Source organism: Martelella endophytica, assembly GCF_000960975.1.
Classification (GTDB): Bacteria; Pseudomonadota; Alphaproteobacteria; order Rhizobiales; family Rhizobiaceae; genus Martelella; species Martelella endophytica.
Genome location: NZ_CP010803.1, coordinates 4152011 through 4168032, shown reverse-complemented (window position 1 = coordinate 4168032; position 16022 = coordinate 4152011). Strand labels below are relative to the sequence as shown.

Annotated in this window: 13 protein-coding genes; 7 read left to right on the top strand and 6 right to left on the bottom strand. The window is 59.2% G+C overall.

Annotated features, from left to right (window positions below; genetic code table 11):
• Nucleotide 1: 1 nt before the first annotated feature.
• Nucleotides 2-1282 carry an O-antigen ligase family protein gene (locus tag TM49_RS19270; protein ID WP_045683624.1) on the top strand — a complete coding sequence of 427 codons (1281 nt, stop codon included), beginning with the start codon at nt 2-4 and terminating at the stop codon, nt 1280-1282.
• A gap of 265 nt (nt 1283-1547) precedes the next feature.
• On the opposite strand, the gene TM49_RS19265 is transcribed toward TM49_RS19270, so the two are convergent.
• From TM49_RS19265 to TM49_RS19250, 4 genes are all read right to left on the bottom strand, one after another.
• On the bottom strand, nt 1548-2966 hold the full coding sequence (locus TM49_RS19265; RefSeq protein ID WP_045683623.1) for a xylulokinase: 1419 nt from the start codon (nt 2964-2966) through the stop codon (nt 1548-1550).
• Nucleotides 2967-2972: 6 nt separating this feature from the next.
• A complete protein-coding gene (locus TM49_RS19260; protein WP_052699950.1) occupies nt 2973-4067 on the bottom strand; it encodes a GntR family transcriptional regulator in 1095 nt (364 codons plus the stop codon).
• A gap of 189 nt (nt 4068-4256) precedes the next feature.
• Entirely contained in the window at nt 4257-5129 is an 873-nt protein-coding gene (locus tag TM49_RS19255; RefSeq protein WP_045685521.1) for a D-psicose 3-epimerase, read from the bottom strand.
• 210 nt (nt 5130-5339) lie between these two features.
• Nucleotides 5340-5891, bottom strand: a complete 552-nt coding sequence (locus TM49_RS19250) for an SIS domain-containing protein (protein WP_045683620.1) — start codon at nt 5889-5891, stop codon at nt 5340-5342.
• 449 nt (nt 5892-6340) lie between these two features.
• On the opposite strand from TM49_RS19250, the gene TM49_RS19245 reads away from it, so the two are divergent.
• The 6 genes from TM49_RS19245 to TM49_RS19220 all read left to right on the top strand — a co-directional run bounded on the left by TM49_RS19245 (nt 6341) and on the right by TM49_RS19220 (nt 11960).
• Complete coding sequence (locus TM49_RS19245) at nt 6341-6811, top strand: VOC family protein (RefSeq protein ID WP_045683618.1); 471 nt, start codon at nt 6341-6343, stop codon at nt 6809-6811.
• A 77-nt stretch (nt 6812-6888) separates the two neighbouring features.
• Nucleotides 6889-7899: an autoinducer 2 ABC transporter substrate-binding protein gene (locus TM49_RS19240; RefSeq protein WP_052699949.1), complete on the top strand. Its 1011-nt coding sequence runs from the start codon at nt 6889-6891 to the stop codon at nt 7897-7899.
• A gap of 115 nt (nt 7900-8014) precedes the next feature.
• On the top strand, nt 8015-9502 hold the full coding sequence (locus TM49_RS19235; protein WP_045683617.1) for a sugar ABC transporter ATP-binding protein: 1488 nt from the start codon (nt 8015-8017) through the stop codon (nt 9500-9502).
• A 36-nt stretch (nt 9503-9538) separates the two neighbouring features.
• Nucleotides 9539-10549 carry an ABC transporter permease gene (locus TM49_RS19230; protein WP_045683615.1) on the top strand — a complete coding sequence of 337 codons (1011 nt, stop codon included), beginning with the start codon at nt 9539-9541 and terminating at the stop codon, nt 10547-10549.
• The gene (locus tag TM49_RS19225; RefSeq protein ID WP_045683613.1) at nt 10546-11547 is read left to right on the top strand and encodes an ABC transporter permease; all 1002 of its coding nucleotides are present in this window, start codon (nt 10546-10548) and stop codon (nt 11545-11547) included. Before TM49_RS19230 ends, TM49_RS19225 begins: the two co-directional genes overlap by 4 nt.
• 101 nt (nt 11548-11648) lie before the next feature.
• Nucleotides 11649-11960 (top strand): hypothetical protein, encoded by a 312-nt coding sequence (locus tag TM49_RS19220; RefSeq protein WP_045683612.1) that lies wholly within the window; start codon nt 11649-11651, stop codon nt 11958-11960.
• A gap of 307 nt (nt 11961-12267) precedes the next feature.
• Here TM49_RS19220 and TM49_RS19215 read toward each other — a convergent pair whose 3' ends face one another.
• The gene (locus TM49_RS19215) at nt 12268-12744 is read right to left on the bottom strand and encodes a hypothetical protein (RefSeq protein WP_045683610.1); all 477 of its coding nucleotides are present in this window, start codon (nt 12742-12744) and stop codon (nt 12268-12270) included.
• A gap of 38 nt (nt 12745-12782) precedes the next feature.
• Nucleotides 12783-15902, bottom strand: coding sequence for a S8 family serine peptidase (locus tag TM49_RS19210; protein ID WP_045683608.1), 3120 nt, complete (start codon nt 15900-15902; stop codon nt 12783-12785).
• Nucleotides 15903-16022 lie beyond the last annotated feature (120 nt).

The following is a 16022-nucleotide window of genomic DNA, read 5'->3' as shown; positions in this document are numbered from 1 at the left end:
GATGTCGTTCCGCCCCGCAAACCTGCCGGAGACCATCGTCTACAAGACGCTGGTCTTCACCTGGCTCTTCTATGCCTTCGGTGGGCTCTATGTCGTCGGCCCGGTTCTCGGATGGCTGCTGTTCGGCCTTGCGGTGATTGCGCTCTATTTCGGACCATCGCTCAGGCCATCGCTGCGGCCGGCGGGGCCTGTGCCCTTCATCGTCTGGCTGTGGATAGCCGGAATGCTGGTCATGCTGGTGGCGCTCTGGGGTGGTCACATGCAATGGGGGCTCGGTCTCAAGCAGACTATCAAGTCGAGCATTGGCTGGGCCAAGGGCTGGGCGCTGCTGGCGCTCTTTCCGCTCGCCGGCGCCATCCTTCAGGTGCGGCGGGAAACGCTGGTGCGCGGTCAGTGCGTCATCGGTCTGTGGACACTCATCCTTCTGCCGATCATGTTTGCCGCACCTTATGCCGGCTTGCCGGAGCGCATCTTCGTGTCGCCGCTGAAGGCTGTCGGCGGTCCGGGCCCGGAATATTTCTCGGTCTATTTCTACACGCTTGATCCCTCAAGCTGGACGCCACGCTGGCAATTCTACGCCCCTTGGTCGCCCTTTGCCGGGCTTCTCGGGATCGTCATGGTGGCGTTCGCGCTGGAGGAAAAACAGCCTTTCTGGAAAACCTGCGGAATTGTCGCCGGTCTGGCGATGATCGTGCTCACCAAGTCGCGGATGAGCCTCGTCGGTGTCGTGGTCTGTACCGTCGGCCCGCGCATGCTACCGCTCGTTGCCAAGGTCTATGCCTGGCGGCTCGCCGCGGCTTTCGCGACCCTGATGGCGATCTTCGGCGGGGCCGTCTTCACCATGGTCGAAGGCGGCATCTATGCCTTCAAGAACGCCCGCGCCGACAGCACCCGCGTGCGCGAGGCCCTGCAGCGCATCGCCTATGATCGGTGGTCGGAAGCCTACTGGTTCGGACACGGCACGGTGCAGCCGGGACCACATCTGGTCGAATACATGCCTATCGGATCGCACCACACCTGGTTCGGCCTCCTGTTCGTCAAGGGCCTCACGGGGTTTCTGGCGCTGCTCGTGCCATTGCTGGTCCAGACCTTCATTGTCATCGTCGATTGCGTGCGCCATCCCCGCGGCCGGCTACCGCTTTCGATCGTGTTCGTGATGATCGTCCTGACATTCGGCGAGAACATCGAAATCGAAGCCTACCTGCTGTGGCCAGCCCTGATGATGCTCGGCATCCATGCGCGGGAAATGATGCGCGCCCAAAACGGGAACTCAGCCCAATGACAAACGAGTCTGCGGCCGCGGTGCTGTGTGCAGCAGTCGGTTCCTTGCCCATACAGGACTAGTTCGCACGGGTTGAATGGTCCCGCAAAGCGAAATTTATCTAGACGGAATGACGGCTTTCAGGGTCACGAACTCATGGGGTGAATGACTGAAATGGCGGCGCATTGCTGACCGGCAACTTAGGGGCGCTTCCCGACCGTCCTGTGTTGAAGGCCAAGGTGTTGATTGCCACTGAGAACTGACTCGGCGTTTACACTCGGCCACTTCAGGTGAGGTTGATCAACGACGAATATGCCTGCTTGAAACGGCTGAAATAGTTCTCGATCCACGGAAGCGGGGACGGTTGGTAAACGGTCGTCGGGTCTTCCGGAAGTCGAAGCGTGTCCTGCAGCATGTCGCTGGCGATCCTGACAGCACCGAAAGCCGAAATGTCGGTTCTCTCCGAAATGACCAGTGGCTGGCCGATGACGGAGGCGAGCAGTCTGCGCCAGTATTCGTGCCTGAGGCTGCCGCCAACGGCGCGGATTGTCCTGATCTCACCCGCCGCGTCCAGCGTTTCAAGACCGAGACGGATTGTGCAGGCGACACCGAGCAATGCTGCAAACATCATATCGAACGCGTCGTCGTTGAGCGAAAGGCCAAGCCATGCCCCGCAAGGGGTCGCGCTCATGTAGGGGGTCCGTTCGCCGTTGAGATAGGGGAGGAACAGCAGGGAAGGCGCCTGGCCGAGGTGACGGTCGTTGAGCCGGGCATAGATCGAATGCCAGTCACTCTTGACGATTGCCCGTGCCCATTCGAGCACAATGCCGGCATTGAGCATCGCGGCTACTTGATACCGGTCGTGCGTGGCAATGCCTTCGAAGACATTCAGGCTTGGGTTCAGGTCGGGCAGCCGGTCCGTTTCGATCGGTCGGAATATCTGGGCTCCGCTTCCGACCGATATCTGGACCTCATCTGACGAACGCAACCCGCTTCCATACATGCCGACCGGCGCGTCGCCGCCACCCACGGCAACCGGAGTGCCTTCCGGTAGACCGAAGAGCCTCGCTCCGGATGCATTTATCTGGCCGGCCTGGCTAAGGCTCGGGTGGATCGGCGGCAGAAAGTCGGTGCGCAGGCCGAGTGTATCGACAGCGCCAAGACACCAGTCTCTGGTTTCGAAGTCGTAAAGCAGACTGCCGCTGGCGTCGGAATAATCGGTGGCGATCGCGCCGGTCATCAGGAGTCGCACATAATCCTTCGGGAAAAGGATGGTTGCTGTGCGGTCATAAAGAGCAGGCCGTTCGTGTTTCAGCCATAGCAACGTCGTTGCAGCCATCCCCGCGACCGGTGTGTTGAGCAACCGCAGGCGCATAGCCGGCGGAAGAGTATCAAAGCGACCGAGGTAGGGGCCGCCACGCTGGTCCGCCCACAGGATAGCCGGCATGAGCGGCGCGCCCTCTCGATCGACAGCGACAACGCCGTGCATCTGCCCGGAAAAACCGATGCCTTTCAGTCCGGTCAGGTCAGGCAGCCTTGCAACGGCATCGCGAATGGCGACAATCCAGGCTGCAGGATCGGTCTCGGCAAATCCAGCTTCTGGCGCTTCGACACGGTAGGGCGATGACGCAGTGTGAATCTGGTTGGCTCCATCCACCAGCATGAGCTTGACGGAGCCTGTCCCGAGATCGATCCCCAGATACATGGTATGCTATTCCTGTGACTTTCGTTGGGTTGACGTTCTGGCGCAGAGCGTTGAACCAATCAGGATCAGGCGGGCCGCCAGATCAGGCGTTTCGATGCGTTCGATCATGGTCTTGAGGGCCACTGCGGCGATTTCCTCGCAGGGCTGGCGGATGGTTGTGAGCGGCACCCGGGCCAGACGCGCGTATTTGACGTCGTCGAAGCCGGCAATGCGGAATTGGCCGGGAATGTTGATCCCCAACCGGTCGAGGCTCTGCATCGTCAATGCAGCGGTCTCGTCGTTCGAGCAGATCAGGTCCGTCACGCCGGCTTTCACCAGGCTCTCAACGAACTCAGGATCGCGCGGGTCGCCCTGATGTTCGAATTCGGGCGAAGGGCCCAGACCTGCACGGAAAAGGGCTTCGCGATAACCTATCAGGCGCTGGGAACAGGTTTCAGCGGTGAACTCCTGCCACAGAAAGTCGATGCGCCGGGCACCCTGGTCCATGAAGTGCTGACAGAGACTGAAGCCCGAGGCGATATTGTCGATGCCGACCATGTCGTGGCCGCTTCGTTTGGGGTAGGGCGAATAGTCGGCGTCGAGCAGGACGATCTTGATAGATGCGTTCTCGAACACTTCGGCGACGGCGCGGTTTTTTGCTTCGGCATTTTCCTCGCGCTCGATCGGTTGCATGAATACGCCGTCGACGCCGTTCTTGACGAGACGCTGGGCAGACTGGACGAGCATCTCGACCCGGTTCGTTCCGCTCTCGGCGGGTATGCTCCCCCAGATGACGGTGGCGTCGTGGCGTGCGGACATCTGCGCAATGTGGGCGCAGATCGGCTCGAAGATTTCTCCCTTGCCGAGGCCGGGTATGAACAGACCGAGGCTTTTCGACTTGGCCGAGGGTGCCGGATGATCGGTGGCGACGAAGGTGCCCGCGCCGACCAGACGCGTGAGATGGCCGGAATCTCTGAGCCGGTTCAGCACCCGGCTGATGGTTGGGCGAGAGACGTCATAGCGCTCCGCAAGCACGCGCTCGGTCGGAAACTGATCGCCGACCGCCCATGTGCCGCGCTCGATTTGCGTCAGCAGATCGGAATAGATGTCGTTCGACTTCAAGTCTCGCTCCTCAATGATACAAACCCACGATCAGTCAGTTCGGATGAACAATCTGTTGGGAGGCCTTTCTTGGCCGTATCATGACACTTGTCTATATAAATTCTAACATAAGTAGTGGATTTGTCGCCGACCTCACAACTCATCCTTCGGACATGAGGAAGGTGTTTGCAGCGTTGTTTCGGCGGGCATTCAGCCGCGGTCGAGAACATAGCGAGAAAAGGCGAGTGACTCCTTTACGGCCTGATCCATCGCCGCCTCATCGGCGCCATTGCTGAGATCGCGCCAGACCTTGATGTCGCGGCCGACGCCGCCACCAGGTTTGACGAATGGCTCCATCACGACGGCGCCGTCATAGCCGATCGCATTCAGAGCGTCGCCGATTTCGCTCCACGGAATACGACCGCGGCCAGGCGGCCTGCGGTTGCATTCTCCGGTGTGGAAATGTCCGAGTGAATCGCCGGCGAGCCTGATGGCGCCACCGAAACTATCTTCCTCGATGTTCATGTGGAATGTGTCGAGCATCAGCTTCACGTTCGGCTTGTTCACCTCCTGAACAAAGGCCACCCCCTCTTCGGCGGTGTTGATGACATGGTTCTCGAAGCGGTTAAGGGCCTCAAGGCAAAGTGTGACACCACAGTCTCCGGCAAAGTCCGCGATGCCGGTAATACCTTCCAGCGCACGGGCGCGATCGCCGCTGCGGTCTACGGGTTTGGAAAAGTCCACCGGCCAGTAGCTGTAGAGGCCGCCGCCGAGCGTCGTGATGCCGAGCTCGCCGAGATTGGTCAGCACCTCCTCGAAGAAGGCGTGCCCGGCCCGTCGCACGGCCGCATCGGGAGAGGACAGATAGCGGTCTTGCGACGGACCGAGGCCCGCGGTGAGGATGATTCCGTTATCCTCAGCGCAGTGGCGGATGTCGGCGATCTCGGCCCTCGTATAGGCGTTGACGTGTTGCGCGGCGATTTCGAGAATGTCGAAGCCGAGCGATGCGACCTTGCCGATATACTTGCGGCAGTCACCGCTCCACTCACGTTCCCAGTAGGGGTAGTAGATCCCGAATTTCATGCTTTGCTCCCTGGTGCCGCGCAGTTCCGCCGGCTTCATCGACTGGGCTTGCCCGGCAAGGTCCGGCTGTTTGTTGCGGACTGACCTGACATCAATGCCGCGGCAGCTCAATCTATCGGCTGGATGCGGATAGGGCTTGTGAGCCGGCAGCCCGTTCCCGGTAAGGGGTGTCAGGACTGACGGCATTGCTCCGCTGTCGCCCACGAAGGCCTATTCTAGGTTGGTGTGACGTGTGCGCATGGTTTCTGCGGTCTCGCCAAGTACGTCGCGCAGGCGAAGGACCATAGCCTCGAAGAGGACATACTCAGCCCCCTCAAACAGCGATCCCATCGGCAATACCGAGACGCCTCCACCCTGATCGTTCGCCATGGTCTGTGCCGGAATGACAAGGAGGTGGTCGGCTTCGAGAGCAATCGGAGACTGGGGTTGGGCGGTCACGACCATGATGCTGGCGCCGGCCTTCTTTGCGGCGCCAATCAGCGCCATGCCGGTTGGCAGGTTGCCAGGGCCGGCGGTGACGACCAGGAGGTCGCCCTTGCCGATATGCGGCGTTGTCATGTCGCCGACCATCGAGACATCAAGTCCGAGGTGAAAGAGACGCATGCAGAACCCTTTGATCTGCAAGCCCTCTCGGCCGCAGCCATAAAAGGAGATGCGATTGGCATCCTTGATCACGGTGATCGCATTTTCGACATAGGCGTCATCGAGCCCTCGGAAGACGGCTTTGAGATCGTCCAGGGCCTGTTCGTAGAAATTTCCCATTTGGCTCCTCCAGTACTCTCCATCGCGCCATCCTTGCTGGCAACGATACGTTGAATTGGTAAAATTTATTGGTCCAATTTTCCGTGATTTGTTACCATTGATTCATGCGGCTCACAACAAAATTTTGATATGAAGGTGAGAAATAAGTTTCCAACGTTTCTCGTTTTGGGAGTGAGGGTGGCTTGGTCTTTTTGACCGTAAATTGCTGAGAAATATGAATTTAGTGAAGAGATTATTGTGTTTTTCTCGAGGGGCTTTTTAGCAATCAAACCGTTTTGGATTTATGAATTGGAAATAAATTAGAAAACTTTTTAGTGAAACAAAAATTACCATTGAATTTCCAATTTTGATTCAATATGGTCAACGGCGTTAACGGACGAGGCGGCATTTGGAGTGAGGCCCGGCTCTTCGGACTGAGCGCCGCGCGTCCATCGTAAGGGAGGCTCTTCGTGAAAGAAGGCAACATTATTCAGGTTGCGCACGTCGTGCGCGACATCGACAAGGCCATGCAGTCCTACTGCGACACGCTCGGCATCAAGTCGTGGGATGTTTACACCTTTGCGCCGCCGGCCGTGCGTGACTCCATGGTGCGCGGCAAGCCGTCCGATCATGCCTATCTGCTCGCCGTAACGTGGCTCGACGAAGTCCAGATGGAACTGATGCAGCCGCTAACCGGCCGCAGCATCTACGACGATTTTCTCGAGCAGCGCGGCGAAGGCCTGCATCACATAAAGCTTTATTATCCAGACTGCCAGAAGGGCATTCGTCTTTTCAAGGAGCGCGGCTTTGAAATCATTCAGAGCGGCAAGATCGATGAGGACGAGTTCTACTATTTCAACACCGAGGAACGTCTCGGCTACATCATTGAAATCGGCAACAACGGCAAGATCCGCGAACCGGAGCGGCGCTTCCCGGCCTGACCGGGATGCCTGCCCGCGCAGGACGCGGGCATCTGACTAAATCCAAATGATGACTTTAGGTAAGGAGGTACCTTAACATGCGTAGGCGTGAATTTCTCAGCTGGACAGGTCTTGCGGGAGGAGCCCTCGGCTTTTCGGCACTTGGCATTCCACTCGGTACGGCACATGCCGCGACCGAATACACGATGGTGGCAATCCCGAAGCTTCGCTCGCCATGGTTTAACCGTTTTGAGGTCGGCGTCAAGAAAGCCGGCAAGGATTTCGGTGTCGATGCCTATCAGCAGGCGCCGGAATCGGCTGATGAAGCCCTCCAGGTTCGCCTGATCAACGATGCGGTCAACCAGGGTATCGACGGTCTTCTCGTCGTTCCCAACGATGCCAACTCGCTCGTCCCGGCGTTCAAGCGTGCTCAGGCGCAGGGTATTCCGGTTATCACCCATGAATCGCCCCAGCAGCCCGATGCCGATTTCGACATCGAGATGATCGACAACCTAGCATTCGGCGCCAAGGCCATGGACCTACTCGCCTCGGCGATCGGCCCGGATGGCGGCAAGATCGCAATTTTTGTCGGTTCGCTGACTGTGCCGGCTCACCAGATCTGGTCCAAGGGCGCACTCGACCGTGCGGCGGAAGCCTATCCGAACATCGTTCAGCTCGGCGACCGCTACCCGGTTTCCGAAGACCAGGCGCAGTCGCGTCAGACCGCGCTCGACATCATCACTGCAAACCCTGACATCAAGGGCTTCCTTTGCTTTGGCAGCCAGGGTGCACCGGGCGCCGCCCAAGCGATCGAAGAGCGTGGACTTTCGGGCAAGGTTGCCGCTGTCGGCACGACCTCGCCGCAGCAGGCCGCACAGTATGTCAAGCGTGGCTCGATGACGGGGAGCGTGCTCTGGGATCCGGCGGAAGCCGCTTACGGCATGGTCTTTATTGCCAAGACCATTCTGGAGGGCAACAAGGACCAGATCACCGCCGACTTCGATATCCCGACTCTCGGCAAGCCGGCCAAACTCGACGGCAACACGCTGATCTATGATCGGCCGCTGGTCGTGACTGCCGACAACATCGACGACTACATGACGTTCTGACCGGCCCCGGCTGTCTCCCTGCAGCCCTGAAGCTGCAGGGAGACGGTCGCCGTCAATCCAGTTTCTTGCGCGGGTCGCGTGCCTGTGTGATCGGACATGAGGAGAGAGGCTAGGGATGAGCGATTTCCTGCAACTCAAAGGAATAGAAAAGCGCTTTGCCGGGGTTTACGCCCTGAAAGGCGTCGACATGAATGTGCGTGCTGGCGAAGTCCATTGCCTGGTCGGCGAAAACGGCTCGGGCAAGTCTACACTGATCAAGATCATTTCCGGTGTGCAGCCGCAGGATGCGGGAAGCATGGTCGTTGACGGCAAGGCCGTCGACCATGCCACGACCTCGGAAATGATCCATCGCGGCATTCAGGTTATCTACCAGGACCTGTCGCTGTTGCCGAACCTGACGGTGGCGGAAAACATCGCACTCGCCGAGATCGTCCGTTCGGGCGACAAGGTCTTCAGCCGCGCCAAGGTTCGCGACATTGCAACCCGGGCGATGAAACGGATCGGGGCGAAACTCGATCTTGACGAGATCGTAGGCGACATGCCTGTCGGTCTTCAGCAGATGGTCGCTATCTGCCGCGCATTTACGGCGGAGCTCAAGCTTCTCATCCTCGATGAGCCGACCGCGTCGCTGACCAAGTCCGAGATCGATAGTCTTCTCGAAGTTGTACGCGACATGCAATCACGCGGCATTGCCATCGTCTTCGTGTCGCACAAGCTGAACGAGATCATCGACGTCGCCGACCGTGTGACGGTGCTGCGCGATGGTGCCAAGGCAGGTTCGCTTGATCGGTCCGAACTGACGATGGAGGCTCTTGAAGAGCTGATCGCCGGCCGGGCGCTGAAGAATACGCGCTTTTATCTTCCCAAGGGCGAGCGCCGGAAAATTCTCGAAGTGCGCGGTCTCACGAAGCGCTTCAATTTTGCCGACATCTCCTTCGATCTGCATGAGGGCGAAATCCTTGGCATTGCCGGGCTTATCGGTTCGGGACGAACGGAGCTTGCTCATGCTCTCTTCGGCATTTCACCAGCAGACAGCGGCGAAATCATCGTCGAAGGGCAGAGGACATCCATCCGCTATGTGAGCGACGCGGTGAAGGCCGGGCTTGCCTATGTTCCGGAAAACCGGATGACCCAGGGCCTGGTGCTCCGCCGCTCTGTCGGCGACAACCTGATTACCGCGATCATCAAGCGGTGCACGCGGCCTTCGGGCCTTATCGACACCGAAAAGCGCGAAACACTGATCGATCGCTGGATCAGTTCGCTTTCGATCAAGGTTGCCAATCCCGATGTGCCTGTTCAGACGCTTTCAGGCGGCAATCAGCAGCGGGTCGTGATCGGCAAATGGCTGGCGACGGAGCCGAAGATCCTCATCCTCGATGGCCCGACTGTCGGTGTCGATATCGGTAACAAGAGCAGTATCTACGAGATCGTGCGCGAACTTGCTGCGCAGGGAACGGGCGTGATCCTGATTTCCGACGAGGTTCCGGAAGTCGTCAACAACAGCAATCGGCTTTTGCTGATGCGCGGCGGCCGGATACGCGAGGTACTCGATACCGAAAATATCGAGGCGGACGAAATCCAGGCCAAGGTCGAGGCGGCGTGAGCCTTCGGGCTCACCCAATCATATTCGGATAAAACGATGAAAAACCTTCTCAAAAGCAACGAGTTCTATCTCGCCTTGCTGATTGTCGTCATCGCCGCCGGTATCACCGTCATGAACCCATCTTTCTTGACGGGGCAGAATATCTACGGCTTTCTCAAGACCGCTTCGGTCGACGGCATCATGGCGGTCGGCGTGCTTTTCGTGCTCATTCTGGGCGGCACGCCGGATGTTTCGTTCACCGCGATTGCGCAGGTGGTGCAATATGTGATCGTGCTGATCATGCTGCAGCATGGCGGTGATATCTACGTCGCGCTGGCGCTGGCGACCGTGATGGGGGCCGTTCTGGGCGCGCTCAACGGGGTGATGATCCACTTCTTCAAGGTGACGACCATCGTCGTGACCATTGCCACCTTCAATCTCTATTACGGCCTGCTCTATGTCTTCAGCGGGGGTAATGTCATCTTCGAAGTCCCGGCCTCGTTCCGAGCCTTTGGTGACTATCTCCTGTTTTCGTCGCAAACGGCCTCCGGCGTGCCTTATGGCCTGTCACTGCTGCCGGTAATGTGGCTCGTGGTGCTGATTGTCGGCTGGTTCATTCTCAATCGGACGGTGCTCGGTCGCGGCATTTTCGCCATGGGCGGCAACGAGGTCGCTGCCGAGCGTATCGGCGTGCGCACCGGCGCGACGAGGATATTCGTGTTCGCCTTCGTCGGCCTTCTGGCGGGGCTGGCTGCCGTCGCCCATACGGCGCTGGTGCAGTCGGCGATCCCGAATTCGATCGTCGGTCGCGAGCTTGAGATCATTGCCGCAGTCGTTCTCGGCGGCGCCAGCCTGTTCGGCGGCAAGGGAACGATCATCGGGACCGCACTCGGCATCCTCCTGTTTGCGATCATGCGTAACGGTCTCGTTCTGCTCAACATATCGTCCTACTGGTACGACGTGATGATTGGCGTCGCGATCATGATCGGTATCTCGATCAGCGCCTACCAGCAGATCAAGGCGCGCCGCGCGCGCGTCAACGTCAAGGTGGAGGCACTCAACCCATGAGCTGGTCAAACGTCAAAAAGCACCTGACAGCAGATGGTCCGCTGTTCGTCATTGCCATCGGCATCTTCGTTCTGATGACCTTTATGAATGCAGGTCGCTTCCTCACCATCGGAAACGTTACCTCGATGGCCTATCAGTTGCCGATCCTGGCCTTCCTGTCGATCGGCATGATGGTGACGATGCTGACCGGCGGCATCAACCTCGCGATCGTCAGCACCGCGAACTTCGTCGGCATCATCACTGCGCTGACACTTCAGGGGCTGACGCAGGGTGACCCGGCGAGTGCATCGCTGGCGATTACCGGCCTTGCCATGCTGTGTGGCCTTGTCGCGGGACTTTTGAGTGGCGCGCTGATGGGATTCTTCATTGCCTATCTCGAAGTGCCTGCCATTCTCGCATCGCTCGGCATGATGATGCTGCTGAACGGCATAAACATCCTGTTGACCAAGGGTTACACGCTCTCCGGCTTTCCGGATTCTCTGCTCTTCATTGGCAATGGCATGGTGTTTGGCATCCCGTTCTCGTTCCTGATGCTGATCGTGGTGGTGGCGCTGATGGCGGTGCTGATCGCGCGCATGCCGTTCGGTTTCAACCTCTATACGCTCGGCGCCAATCCCGTCGCGGCCCGTTTTTCCAATATCAGCGTGCGCGCCGTGCTGATGTGGGAATATGTCCTGTCGTCGCTGTTTTCGGCGCTCACGGCCTTCGTGATGATTGGACAGTTCAACTCGGTGAAGTCGAACTATGCGCAGTCTTATGTGCTGGTGACGGTGCTTGCCTGCTTCCTTGGTGGCGTCGATCCCTTCGGCGGCGCGGGCCGGCTGCGCGGCGTGGTGCTGGCCGTCATCATCCTGCAGATGATATCGACGGGCGTGAACCTGATGCGCGTCGATCCGTTCTTCGTCACCGCCATGTGGGGCGCGATCATCCTGGTTCTGATCGTCTTCAACCATTTCAAGGTCAACTGGCGCGGTCTGCTGGGCCGAAGCCCCGGCTGAAGTAGAAGACCTTCAGCTACTCGTAAGCAAATTGCGCGCTCTCCCGGAAGGTGAGGGCGTGCTTTTTATCACCAGGCGAAAGCAAGAGCGGCGGCACTCGCGTGCGTCGTCGTGCGCTGACGATATTTCTTGTCAGCTCGGGCGTCGCCCGCCTTGGAAGGGCCGAACGGGTTCTCGGTCAGTACCGTGCCTTCTACGAGAATTTCTCGCCGGGCTACGGCTTCGCCGGCATCGCGATGCTCGCCAACAACAATCCGATCGGCATTATCTTCGCGGCGACGGGTGGCCTACCGAAAGTGGGGAGCCCGTGCAACACGAACCGTCCGGGATTTATCTCGCCCGCGACGCCTACGACTATATCGCGCCATGAGATCAATCCAGTATGGCTGCGGAACGCGCAGAAACGCTTCTAGGGACTTGTCGTAGATTCCTAATCCTGAGGGTCGCGCGTTCGAATCGCGTCGGGATCACCATTTTTTATATAATATTTCATTTACTTAAGAAATTCGCATTTCTTGCTCCTGCTCCGGAAAATTTTCAGGTAGGCGCGGAGTGAGCACCAGGATCGGTTTCGACGCCGTTCCGCGACGGCTTGCGTCGCCAAGCCCTAAAACCCTTTTGATGCTATAAAGCTGGTGCAGTGCAGCAGAGCACCGGCGGTAGCGCCTCGCCGCTGAGAAATCTGCTTCGAGCGGTCGGGCGCTCCCGTGACCGCCCGGCTCAATTTCGGACCATGACGAAGCGGAGGTCGTCCTTTGTGCTGCCGTAGACGCGGTCGCGGTAGGAATCGACCGGTAGATCGAACGAGCCGATATTGGACGTCGCGATGCCGGAAAGGATGATCGTGCTACCCTTGCGTTCCCACCCGTTGATGCGGCTGACGCCGTTGATGCTTCCGAGGCCTTCGACCAGATTGCAGGCGAATGTGCTGACGCTACCCTTGTTAGGATTGAAGGCACTAGCCTTGAATTCGATCGAGCAATCACGCTTCGTCGGGCCGACTGCCGGATACATTTTCCATTTTCCGACCACAGAATCCTTCATATCCTGTTGCGCCACAGCCGTCTGATAGCTTGGCGTTGCCGAAACCGACGGCATTGCACCGTCTGAAACCTCGCACCCGGTCAGACCCGCAACAAGCAAAAGGCCGGCCCCGGCGAGAAACGGCATCGTGACGTATGAAAGATCGAGTTTCATGAAATGTTGTCCCTTGTCCTGTGTATGAAGACCGTCCTCTAGAATTTGAGGCTGGCATTGGCAGAAAAGACCTGGCTTTTGAGATTGTCCCTGAGCTCAGCCTCGTAGCTTGCGCCAAAGGTGAAGCGATCCGAGGCGATGGCATTGAGGGCAACCCGGCCAATGAAGGCATTGCGCCCGATTTCCGCCCCGGCTGCTTCAAAGCTACTACCGAAGATCGCAAGGCTCGAAGACCGGTCCAGATCACCGAAATCATATCGCCAGCCCGCGCTCAACACCGGCTCCAGCTTCAGCCCGTTGTCGAACGCAAAGCGGTGGGAAGCGGAAAGGGCCAGTGTGGCCTGCGTTTCGGAGAATGTCGCATCCGGCAATGACAGTGCGAAGAGGCTGCCCGTTTCGGTCATGGCATTGCGGTGGAAGCCGCGGTAGCCGAGCGTGGCGGACGGGGTAAAGGTCAGCGTATCCATCTCGAAATCCTGAAAGGCACTGACTTCCGCAAACCCGCCTGTGCCATGGCCCGAGGCTTTGGCCATTGCGGCATAACTTCCCAGTGTTGTGAGGCGGCTGGTCGACAGGTCGCCATAGGAAAGCCCGCCGCGCACGGCCAATGTCGGGCCGCCGGTCTCAAACGTGGCATAGGCGGCCGCCTGGTAGGTGCCGATATTGCCGGCGCCGTTGGCGTTTGCCGAAACGTCGGCATATTCATAGGCGCCCGCAAGGCCCGCGGCATTCTGTCCGAAGCGCCAGTCGATGCCGAAGGCGCCATTGTTCGCGCTCACGTCATAGCCGGAAATTCCGCCCGAAGCCCCCACATCCGTATAGGCATGGTTCCCGCTGATCCAGACCTCGCCGGTGCCATAGGGTGCCCCGGTCTCCGACAGCCATCCTGAGGCAAGCCCCATCTGACGCTCGCCGATCCGGTCTGCAAAGCGGCCGATCGCGCGCACGGCGCTCGTGCCCACTTCGGCATGAAGCTGCCCGGTCAGGGACGAAAGCCCGCCGGCAAGGGCTTCGCTGTCGGCTGCATAGAGCCTGTTGAAGCTGTCATTATAGGCGGCATCAGGGCGCACACCCGCAGCAGGCCGACTTGCGTCGATCGCAGCGCCCAGCGCCCTTTCGTTCTGCGTGGCGGAAACGCCGAAAGCGGAAAGGTTTGCATAGCTCTCCGGCGTAGCTGCCAATGACAGAGCGTCCGGCCAGTAGAGCACGTCGAAACGGGTGCCCGGCACCAGCCCCGCATCCGGCTGCTCAAGGCCGGCGAAGCTTCCGGTGACGCTGCCGTCTGCGACCTGAACAAAAGTGAAGACTTCGCCCGGCATCGGCGTGAAGGCATTGGTGGCGGCGCCGGAAATACCGCGCAAGCGCGGCTGCAGGGTGCCGTTGGCAGCAAAGTCATGACCGGCCCCCGTCACAAGAATGCGGTCATAATTGCCGGCCCCGTTCTGCGTCCCGGTTCCGTCGATGTCTATTTCCGTGGTTGCTGTTGGCGCAAGGCTGACATTACCGGCGATGGTAATTGTTCCAGGCGACTGGCCGGGTGCAAGCGTACCCTCGACATTCACATCGGCCGTAACGAGCCCAGTACCGCCGAGCGTGCCGTTCCTGCCGACATTCAAAAACGGCGCCGTCAACGAACCATCAACCGCCAGCAATCCTCCTTTGACGCCCGCGCCCTGGCGGAAGGTCGCGGCGTTGAGGATCGAAAGCGTGCCGCCGCCCTGTTTTTCAAGGCTTCCATCGCTTGTGAAGGAGACGATCCACGTCGTATCGGAACCATCGGCGCCCACGGTGTAGACGCCCTCGCCGGTCATGCCGACCGGTCCCACGGAAAGCGCGCGGTCAAGCCGCACCAGTCCCCAACCATAGATCTCGTCAATGCCGGCAGCGCCCAGATCCTCGGCGGTCATGAACAGAATTTTGACGATTTCCGCCGGCGTGAAGCTCGGATAGGCCTCGGTCAGCACGGCGACGGCACCGGACACATTCGGCGCGGCCATCGAGGTGCCGCTATTGGAGCCGTAGAAGCCGTCGTCCCGAGGCACACTCGAATAGATCCCGCTGTCGTAGCGACCGTCAGGCGGGGAGGTGCCCGGGAGGTACTGGTTTCCGCCTGGGGCAGCGACACACCATTCTGCCGCAACGCCACACCTGTTGGAGTAAGCCGAGATTTCGTTATAGGCATCAAGCGCGACGACGACGACGACCCTTCCGCGCGCAATTCCATCCTGCTTTTCAGCCTTTTGAAGGGCCGCCGCGGAGGTGATGCTCAGGTCCAGCCCAGTGCCTTCGTCGTCATAGATCACGTTGCCGGATGAGTTTGTCGCGCTCTCATTCCCGGGCTGAATAAACGGAAACAAACCGTTCCCGATTGGATTTTCAGCGACGACGGGCGCTTGGTAGTTCTCGTTTCCTGCGGCCATGACGATGATCTGCCCGGCATCAAGGCTGGCGCGCATCGCGGTTGCATCCTCCAGAAACTGATCTTGTTCCTTGACAGGTATCTCCCATGACGTCGCATCCACATCGATCTCGGCGCCAAAGCTGCCATTGATAACCTTCACGTCGGGAAATTGCGCGAGATAGTGAAAACCGGCTGTATCCGGCTCATCGAAACCGCTGATGGAATCGCAGTCGTGGAAAATTGCTGTCGGGCCGCACACTTCCAGCAGACCGATTCCGATATCGATGAAACGCCCGTTTCCGAGATCGACAGTGACCATTCCGTCCGCGCCCGGGATTGCTCCGACAGAAAGAATGGTGGCTTGAGTTGCGACGCCTTCCATGCCGAAACCATTCCGCCCTGCGGCAATGATCCCCGAGACATGCGTTCCGTGATCATCGAGAGCATAGGTGTCGGTTTCGCCCTGAAGGAAACCTGCCTCGAATTCCTCAAGCGTCAGGGTCTCGCCGTCGAGGTCGGTGTCGAACCAGTGGAGATAGCTTATCGAGCGCGGATCAACACGTCCTTCGAATTCGGGATGGACCGAGCCGTCGGGGCTACGGTCAATGTTGGTGTCGATAACACCGACGACAACGCCCTTGCCGGTAAATCCCTTTGCCAGCGCGGCGTCGACGTGCATGGCATCAAGCGAATAGTTCCGCTGATATTCGCTGAGCGCATCTTTCTCAATATCGGGATTGCCGCCGGGGTAAGGCATGGCCCGCGCTGCCGGGGACGTTGCTGAAGTTTGCGTCGAGACCTGCGTCGCGGAAACCGAAGCCGTGGGAAACAGGCTTGCGAGGTGGCGGCCGGAAGCAGCGGCCGTGGAGATTGATCC

What these genes read in the sequence shown, in the direction of transcription:
- TM49_RS19270 (WP_045683624.1), top strand. Translation starts at nt 2, where the DNA reads ATGTCGTTCCGCCCCGCAAACCTGCCGGAGACCATCGTCTACAAGACG.
- TM49_RS19225 (WP_045683613.1), top strand. Translation starts at nt 10,546, where the DNA reads ATGAGCTGGTCAAACGTCAAAAAGCACCTGACAGCAGATGGTCCGCTG.
- TM49_RS19255 (WP_045685521.1), bottom strand. Translation starts at nt 5,129, where the DNA reads ATGAAATTCGGGATCTACTACCCCTACTGGGAACGTGAGTGGAGCGGT.
- TM49_RS19240 (WP_052699949.1), top strand. Translation starts at nt 6,889, where the DNA reads ATGCGTAGGCGTGAATTTCTCAGCTGGACAGGTCTTGCGGGAGGAGCC.
- TM49_RS19210 (WP_045683608.1), bottom strand. Translation starts at nt 15,902, where the DNA reads ATGCCTTACCCCGGCGGCAATCCCGATATTGAGAAAGATGCGCTCAGC.
- TM49_RS19235 (WP_045683617.1), top strand. Translation starts at nt 8,015, where the DNA reads ATGAGCGATTTCCTGCAACTCAAAGGAATAGAAAAGCGCTTTGCCGGG.
- TM49_RS19265 (WP_045683623.1), bottom strand. Translation starts at nt 2,966, where the DNA reads ATGTATCTGGGGATCGATCTCGGGACAGGCTCCGTCAAGCTCATGCTG.
- TM49_RS19215 (WP_045683610.1), bottom strand. Translation starts at nt 12,744, where the DNA reads ATGAAACTCGATCTTTCATACGTCACGATGCCGTTTCTCGCCGGGGCC.
- TM49_RS19250 (WP_045683620.1), bottom strand. Translation starts at nt 5,891, where the DNA reads ATGGGAAATTTCTACGAACAGGCCCTGGACGATCTCAAAGCCGTCTTC.
- TM49_RS19230 (WP_045683615.1), top strand. Translation starts at nt 9,539, where the DNA reads ATGAAAAACCTTCTCAAAAGCAACGAGTTCTATCTCGCCTTGCTGATT.